Source organism: Micromonospora sp. NPDC049089 (genome assembly GCF_040648775.1).
Lineage (GTDB): Bacteria > Actinomycetota > Actinomycetes > Mycobacteriales > Micromonosporaceae > Micromonospora.
Map to the genome: position 1 here is coordinate 1 of NZ_JBEZEH010000277.1, position 7,514 is coordinate 7,514.

General features: G+C 69.4%; 8 protein-coding genes. 1 reads left to right on the forward strand and 7 read right to left on the reverse strand.

Annotation, left to right across the window (positions count from 1 at the left end; all coding sequences use genetic code 11):
* Window positions 1-42: 42 nt before the first annotated feature.
* The 7 genes from prcA to AB0B48_RS30765 form a co-directional block, all read right to left on the reverse strand.
* Window positions 43-882, reverse strand: coding sequence for a proteasome subunit alpha (gene prcA / locus AB0B48_RS30735; protein WP_357207663.1), 840 nt, complete (start codon window positions 880-882; stop codon window positions 43-45).
* A gap of 58 nt (window positions 883-940) precedes the next feature.
* Window positions 941-1,780 (reverse strand): proteasome subunit beta, encoded by an 840-nt coding sequence (gene prcB, locus AB0B48_RS30740; protein WP_355007948.1) that lies wholly within the window; start codon window positions 1,778-1,780, stop codon window positions 941-943.
* Window positions 1,699-1,989, reverse strand: coding sequence for an endonuclease VII domain-containing protein (locus AB0B48_RS30745; protein WP_357207667.1), 291 nt, complete (start codon window positions 1,987-1,989; stop codon window positions 1,699-1,701). The genes prcB and AB0B48_RS30745 overlap by 82 nt, the downstream gene beginning before the upstream one ends.
* 108 nt (window positions 1,990-2,097) lie before the next feature.
* Complete coding sequence (locus AB0B48_RS30750) at window positions 2,098-2,313, reverse strand: ubiquitin-like protein Pup (RefSeq protein ID WP_030332902.1); 216 nt, start codon at window positions 2,311-2,313, stop codon at window positions 2,098-2,100.
* 108 nt (window positions 2,314-2,421) lie between these two features.
* Window positions 2,422-3,636: an acyltransferase gene (locus tag AB0B48_RS30755; protein WP_357207669.1), complete on the reverse strand. Its 1,215-nt coding sequence runs from the start codon at window positions 3,634-3,636 to the stop codon at window positions 2,422-2,424.
* Window positions 3,637-3,749: 113 nt separating this feature from the next.
* Window positions 3,750-5,267, reverse strand: a complete 1,518-nt coding sequence (gene dop / locus AB0B48_RS30760; protein WP_357207672.1) for a depupylase/deamidase Dop — start codon at window positions 5,265-5,267, stop codon at window positions 3,750-3,752.
* Window positions 5,268-5,304: 37 nt separating this feature from the next.
* Window positions 5,305-6,930 (reverse strand): DUF2142 domain-containing protein, encoded by a 1,626-nt coding sequence (locus AB0B48_RS30765; protein WP_357207675.1) that lies wholly within the window; start codon window positions 6,928-6,930, stop codon window positions 5,305-5,307.
* A gap of 102 nt (window positions 6,931-7,032) precedes the next feature.
* Here AB0B48_RS30765 and AB0B48_RS30770 point away from each other — a divergent pair, with 102 nt between their 5' ends.
* The gene (locus AB0B48_RS30770) at window positions 7,033-7,437 is read left to right on the forward strand and encodes a GtrA family protein (RefSeq protein ID WP_355007942.1); all 405 of its coding nucleotides are present in this window, start codon (window positions 7,033-7,035) and stop codon (window positions 7,435-7,437) included.
* Window positions 7,438-7,514: the final 77 nt, after the last annotated feature.

Below are 7,514 nucleotides of genomic sequence, written 5' to 3' on the forward strand. Positions count from 1 at the left end.
ACGGGCGGTTGGTGATCCGCCTCGACGTGCACCGGGTGTACCCTAGCGTTCGCCGCCCTCCGCGGGCCGGTCCTCCAGGTCCGCGGAACCGGCCGACGACGTCGGCTTGTGCCCCTCCGTGGTCGGCACGACCGGCTCGGCGGGACCGCCCGCCGCGTCCGCCGCCTGCCCCTCGGCCGTCGCATCCCCGTCCAACAGAGCCGTCAGCGCGGCACCGGTGATCCGCCGGAACGTGCGTCCGATCCGCTGACGGTCCAGGACCGCCACCTCGAGCTGGTTCGCGGCGATCGTCCGGGCGGCACCGCCCTCACCGCCGGCGCTGCTCAACGCCTGCACCGCCACCCTGACCGCCTCGGCCAGGGACATGTCCGCCCGATGCTCCGACTTCAACACACCGGTGATCGCCTCGGCCTGACCACCCATGGCCATCCGCCCCGGCTCGTCGTTCACCGAACCGTCATAGGTCAGCCGGTACAGCTCGTCCGCCTCCGGGGTGGCACCAACCTCCGCCACGCAGATCTCCACCTCGAACGGCTTCGACTGCTCGGTGAAGATGGCACCCAGGGTCTGCGCGAACGCGTTGGCCAGCGCCCGACCAGTGACGTCACGCCGGTCGTAGCTGAGCCCGTTCAGGTCGGCCATCCGGACTCCGGCGCGGCGCAGGTTCTCGAACTCGTTGTACCGGCCGACCGCGGCGAACCCGATCCTGTCGTAGATCTCGCTCACCTTGTGCAGGGCACTGGAAAGGTTCTCCGCGACGAAGAGGACCCCGCCGGAGTAGCTGAGGACCACCGCGCTGCGACCCCGAGCGATGCCCTTGCGGGCCAACTCGGAGCGGTCGCGCATGATCTGTTCGGGAGAGGCGTAGAACTGCATGGCCACGTCGGCGGTTCTCCTTACGGCGCTGTGCTGACGACTGCTGACTGGTGAGGTGCGGGTCTCAACCGCCCGGGTTCTCCATCCGGCCGGCAACCACGCCCTCGGCGATCGCCGCCGTCTCGGGGTCGGTCAACCGGCGGGTGCCCTCGGCGGTCGCGGTCATCACCACGGGGTAGATCCGGCGGGTCAGATCCGGCCCACCGGTCGCGGTGTCGTCGTCGGCGGCGTCGTAGAGCGCCTCGACCGCCAGCCGCGTCGCGTCCTCGACGGACAACCCGGCCCGGAACCGCTTCTTCAACGCGGACTTCGCGAACAGCGACCCGGACCCGATCGCGTCGTAGCCGGTCTCCTCGTACGGGCCACCGGTCACGTCGAAGCTGAAGATCCGACCGGCTCGCGCCGGGTCGGAGGCGGCCAGGTCGAACCCGGCGAAGAGCGGCACCACTGCCAACCCCTGCATGGCCGCCCCCAGATTGCCCCGGATCATCGAGGCCAACCGGTTGGCCTTACCGTCCAACGAGAGCATCGCGCCCTCGATCTTCTCGTAGTGCTCCAGCTCCACCTGGAACAGTCGCATCAGCTCGATGCCGATACCGGCGGTGCCCGCGATGCCGACCAGCGAGTACGCGTCGGCGGGGTGCACCTTCTCGATGTCGCGCTGCGCGATCAGGTTGCCCATGGTGGCCCGTCGGTCGCCCGCCATCACCACACCCTCGGCCGCCGCGATGGCGACGATGGTGGTCGCGTGGGGCGCCAGGTCGGCGGCCATGCCCGGCGGCAGCGGTCGCCGACCGGGCAACATCTCGGGGGCCACCCGACTCAGAAACGTCGTGAAGGAGGACGTCCCCGCGTTGGTGAACACATCTGGAAGACGCCCGGATGGATCAAAGCCCGCTGCCACGTGGTTCCTCTCAGGTACGTGATCGCCCTGGCCAGCCTCATGGGACTGTCACGGAACTGGCCAAGACCACCGTTGCAGTTGAAGCAGAGTATCCCGCGCACCCATCCGGTGCGATGATCGTGGTCCAGATGTTGCGGGTCGGCGCCGCCACGGATCGCGCAGACCCCGCCCTGCTCGGCCAGGAGCTCCTGAAACTCTTTCTCACCCACGCCGTACCGGCACCGCAGGTGGGGCAGCCACTCGCCGCAATCGCGGCAGCGGCGGTGGCCATCCCGGTCATCCAGAGGACGGGGCTGTCCGCTTTGTGCCCTTATGCCCTACTGGCCGCCTTTTTGCACGTAGCCCCTCACAAATTCCTCTGCATTCTCTTCGAGGACGGAGTCGATCTCGTCGAGGAGGTCGTCGACGTCCTCGGTGATCTCGGCGTGCCGCTCGGCCACCTCGGGGTTGGCCTCGGTGGTGACGTCCTCGATTTCCTCGCCCTGACGGGACTTGCCGGACTGCGACTGGCCGCCGCTGTCATGAGTGGCCATGGCTGTCTCCTCCACGATCGTCTGAGATGAAATCTACCCCGCGCAGACGACAGAAAGCCCTCACGTCCGCCGTGTTCGGGGTCAGGGACGTTCGATTACGCCGAAGGGTCAGCCCCGGGGAGCCGACGCGTCGGCCGGGACCGGCGCCGGCGCCCGCTCCGACTCACGCTGCCGCTCCTCCGGGGCCTCCGCCTGTGGTGCCCCGCGCCGCAGGCGGGGTGTCCAGTCCTTGAACCGCAACGCCTGCTTCTCCACCAGATGCCAGGACAGGAACGCCAGGACGACGGTGAAGACCATGACCACCGCGAAGTAGCCGACGAACCCCCAGGCAGCCGCCCCCAGCCACGCCAGCATCTGCTGCACGACGAAGGAGTAGATGTAGATGCCGTACGAGTAGTCGTTCTTCTGGCCCACGCGGTGCAGCAGCCGTGGCAACCGGACCGCGAGGTAGAGGATGGCGTACTCGTAGGCGAGCAACGCCGGGCCGAACAGGTGGCCCTCCAGGGTCTGCCAGCCCGTCACCACGATGGCGAGCACGCCCAGGACGTCGCTGATGGGCAGCTTGTCGCTGTAGAGGTCCGCCACGGCGCCCACCAGGAACATGAAACCGAACCGCAGGAACCAGATCTTGCTGAGTGTGCCGAGCAGCGGCAACGTGCCGACGGAGCCGCTGGTGAAGTATGTCGATCCGCCGAAGCGCAGCGCCTCGTACTGGTTCCACAGCAGCAGACCGAAGACGAGAACGGCGGCCGCGAGCACCAGCCAGCGGGCCCGACGCAGCACCGCCACCACGGCCAGCGACGCCACGATCAGGTAGCAGAAGATCTCGTAACTGAGCGTCCAGAGTGAGCCGTCGAGGACGCTCTTACGCACCAGGTCGCCGTACGGCGTGTCCCGGAAGACGTCCATGATCCCCTGTTGGCGGTAGCCACCCCACCAGTTCGCCTGCAGGAAGTTGACCACGCCGGCCGGGTGCCGCCACAGGCCGTCCAGGTTGCCGCGATCGGCGTACCAGACGATCGGGGCCACCACGAAGCCGATGAACAGCAGACACACCCAGAGGCCCGGCCAGATCCGCAGGGCACGGTGCCACAGGTAGCGGGGCAGGCTGGCCCGCCGGGCGCTGCGGGTGATGAGGAAGCCGGAGATGCCGAAGAAGCCGGCCACCCCCAGACCGGCCACGTCGACGACCTCGGTCAACGGTCGGGCGTACCCGATCACCGCGGTGTGCGCGAGAACGACCGCGACGGCGAAGCAGAGCCGCAGGAAGCCGAAGCTGTTGGCACGCCCGGCGTACGCGTTCGACAGCGGTACAACGGTCATCGCACGCAGGCCAACCTGCCGGGCTGAGGGGAGCATCGCATCACCGTGTGGGTCGACGGATCGGGGGACGGCCTAGCATGCCACAGAGCGATTCCCGGCGGAGGCACCGGATCTCAGCCCCCGGTCAACGTCTCCAACAGGTCCTTGGCGCTGGCGCAGCGATCGAACAACGCCCCGACGTGGGCGCGGGTGCCCCGCTCGGGTTCCATCATCGGCACCCGGACCAACGACTCCCGGCCCACGTCGAAAATCACCGAGTCCCAGCTCGCGGCGACCACCTCGGAGGCGTACTGGGCGAGGCAGCGACCGCGGAAGTAGGCCCGGGTGTCCTCCGGTGGCTCGGTCATCGCGCTGCGCGTCTCGTCGTCGGTGAGCAGCGTCTTCATCGCCCCCCGGCTGACCAGGCGGTGGTAGAGGCCCTTCTCCGGCCGGACGTCGGAATATTGGAGGTCGACGAGCTGGAGCTTGTGCGAGCCCCAACCGAGCTTCTCCCGCTCCCGGTAGCCCTCCAGCAGTCGCAGCTTGGCCACCCAGTCCAACTCGTCGGCGCAGAGCATCGGGTCCCGGCCGAGCCGGTCCAGGACGCTCTCCCAGCGGTCGAGCACGTCGACGGTCTGCTCGTCGGCGTCGGTGCCGTACCGGTCGTCGACAAAGGACCGGACCCGCTCCAGGTACGCCCATTGCAGGTCGAGGGCGGTGAGCCGGCGGCCGTCGCGCAGTCGCATGCGGTGCGTCAGGGTGGGGTCGTGGCTGACGGCGCGCAGTTCGCTGACCGGGTCGGCGATGCCGAGGTCGGCGCCGAGGGCCTTCTCCTCGATCATGGTGAGGATCAGCGCGGTGGTGCCGACCTTGAGGTAGGTGGAGATCTCGGAGAGGTTGGCGTCGCCGATGATGACGTGCAGCCGGCGGTACTTGTCGGCGTCGGCGTGCGGCTCGTCCCGGGTGTTGATGATCGGCCGCTTGAGGGTGGTCTCCAGGCCGACCTCGACCTCGAAGAAGTCGGCACGCTGGGAGATCTGGAAACCGCTCTGGCCGCCGTCCTGGCCGATGCCGACCCGGCCGGCGCCGCAGACGATCTGCCGGGTGACGAAGAACGGCGTCAGGTACGCCACGATGTCGGCGAACGGCGTCTGCCGGCGCATCAGGTAGTTCTCGTGGGCACCGTAGCTGGCGCCCTTGTTGTCGGTGTTGTTCTTGTAGAGGTGGATCGGCTGGGTGCCCGGGATGGTGGCGGCCCGGCGGGACGCCTCGGCCATCACCCGCTCGCCGGCCTTGTCCCAGCGCACGATGTCCCTGGGGGTGGTGACCTCGGGAGTGGAGTATTCGGGGTGCGCGTGGTCCACGTAGAGCCGTGCGCCGTTGGTGAGTATCACGTTGGCCAGGCCCAGGTCTTCGTCCGCGAGGGCCTCGGCGGGGTCGTACGCGGCACCGGAGTAGGTGAAGCCGCGGGCGTCGCGCAGCGGCGACTCTTCCTCGTAGTCCCACCGGGCCCGGCCGCCCCGGTTGAGTTCCGGACGTGCCCCGTAGGCGTTGACCACCTGCGATGAGGTGACCATCGGGTTGGCTCCGGCCTGCCCGGGCACTGAGATGCCGTACTCGACCTCGGTGCCCATGATCCGTCTTACGCTCATCGACCTACCCGCTTCGCTCGCCCGACCCGGTCCCCCGTCAGGTCGAGCGTAGTCCGCCCTGAGCACCTGCACTCTGTAGGTGAGTGCCGGCGGGCCGCGACACTTCGCTGGATTCGGTGTCGGAATGCTCAGCGGGCGGCGTCAGGTCGTCGGTCTCGGCGGAGCCGGTGGTCCAGACGAGCCACCCGAACAGCACCAGGCCGACGCTTGCGCTCAGCAGCGGGACCACCGAGCCGACCACCGGGTGCCAGTCGCCGGCGAGGGGGTTGAGGCTGCTCAGCCCGATGTTGGCGGGCAGGCCGTTCTGCCAGCGGACCATCGTGTACGCCAGGCAGAACAGCTGGATCGGCAGGAGGAGCAGGACGGCGAGTCGGGTGAACGAGCGGGCCCGGGCGACCTCGAAGCCGCGTTGTTCGGCGATCCACGCGGCGTAGAGCAGAACGCCGACCAGCATGGGCAGCATGTAGCGGCCCTGGGTGACGAAGCCGCTCTCGTTGACCAGGGCGATCTGCATGAGGGAGGGGACGGCCACGCCGCCGCCGAGCAGCACGAGCAGGCGCCACCGGTCGAGCGTGCTGCCCCAGACGACCCCGATGAGCAGCAGCGCTCCGGCGACGAGCTGCCAGATCAGGTAGGGCGGGGCGGGCATCCGGGTGTCCAGCCAGGAGGTGACCCCGACGATCTGGTCGAGGTATCCCCGCCACCGGTCGGCCTCACGCAGGGCCGCCTGCCCGTAGGTGAGCCGGTCGGCGGAGTAGTTGCCGAGGTCGGAGGTCTGCTGGCGGACGGACCAGGCGAGCACGGCGAGAGTGGACAGGACGATGCCACCTGCCCAGAGCTGCGCGGCCCGGTCCCGCAGTAGGCCGAGGAGGTTGCCGCGGCGCAGCGGGAAGGCGAACGCGACGAACGCGGTCGCCAGCCACAGCGGGCCGGTCTGGCGCAGCACCGCGAGGAGCAGCGCGCTGATCCCGACGAGGACGATGAGGCCACGCCGTGGGCCGGGTGGACCGAGGAGCAGGGGGATGACCGCGCTGAAGAAGGCGATGCCGGCGGCGATCTCCAGGCCGTTCGGGTTGACCGCGCTGGCCATGTGCACGGCCATCGGGGTGGTGACGACGAGCAGGGCGCCCATCATGAGGCCGCGGCGGGACCGGTTGCGGATCACGACGTACGCGCAGGCGAGCAGCGCGGCGGAGCACAGGGCGCTGATCATGCGGGCGAGCAGGACGCCGGACCAGCCGGGCCAGAGCACAGTGGGTGCGCCGACGAGGGCGTAGTAGGCGGGGAAGTAACGACCGGCCCCGGTGCCGGCGCGGGTCGGTGTGTCGTCGCTGCCGGGGGGCTGGGCGCAGGCTGCCGAGACTTCCTTCTTGAACTGCCAGCACTGCTCACGGACGAGACCACCGGGAACGGTCTGGAAGGCGCCGGTGCCCTTCTTCGCGTCGGCGGGCGGTGGCGCGATCTGCCCGGCGGCGACGCCGGCCGCTCGGACGATGTGCTCCCGCTCGTCCGGGGTGCCGTCGTACGGGGCGGCCATCGACCAGGCGAAGATGATCAGGAAGAATGCGGCGAAGGCGAGGGCCCAGTGTCGTCGGCCTGTGCTGATGGTGGCCGCCGGGCTTCCGCTGGTGGCCGGCAACGTCACTCTTCCGGGATCAGGCACGTCAACCTCGCGGCTCGCGCGGGCAGGCCCCGCTGGGTAGATGGACAGACGATAGACTCCCTCGTCGTCCTCACCGCTCCGGGTCCCCCCTTGGAGAACTCTTTGCTGTCACCTGTTGCCGAGTCCGTCCGCCACCTGTCCCGACACAGCGCTGTGCGGTTTCTGGTCGTCGGGGGTCTGAGCGTCGCCGTGGACACGGGATCACTCTTCGTGTACCACGGAGTTCTCCGGATCGTCCTGCCGGTTGCGGCCGGGATGTCGTTCCTGACCTCGTTCTGGGTCAACTTCGGGCTGAACCGGGCGTGGTCGTTCGGCTCGTCCGCCCAGATGGTGCCGCAGGTGGGGCGCTACTTCGCGCTGGTCCTCGCGAACCTGACCGCCAACGTGGTGCTGGTGTCCGCGTTGACCTGGGCGGGCACGCCGTACCTGCTGGCGAAGCTGTTGGTGACGGCGTCGCTGTCGGCGGCGAACTACGTGGTGTCGAAGCGGTGGATCTTCGCTGCCTGACCGCCGCCCTGGAATACCCGCAGCGGGGGGGGGGCCCGCCCGGGGGGGGGGCGCCCGGGGGGGGGGGGGTGGGGTTT

Coding starts and splice junctions, on each gene's coding strand:
- AB0B48_RS30755 (WP_357207669.1), bottom strand. CDS start 3,636: ATGACCGTTGTACCGCTGTCGAACGCGTACGCCGGGCGTGCCAACAGC.
- AB0B48_RS30750 (WP_030332902.1), bottom strand. CDS start 2,313: ATGGCCACTCATGACAGCGGCGGCCAGTCGCAGTCCGGCAAGTCCCGT.
- dop (WP_357207672.1), bottom strand. CDS start 5,267: ATGAGCGTAAGACGGATCATGGGCACCGAGGTCGAGTACGGCATCTCA.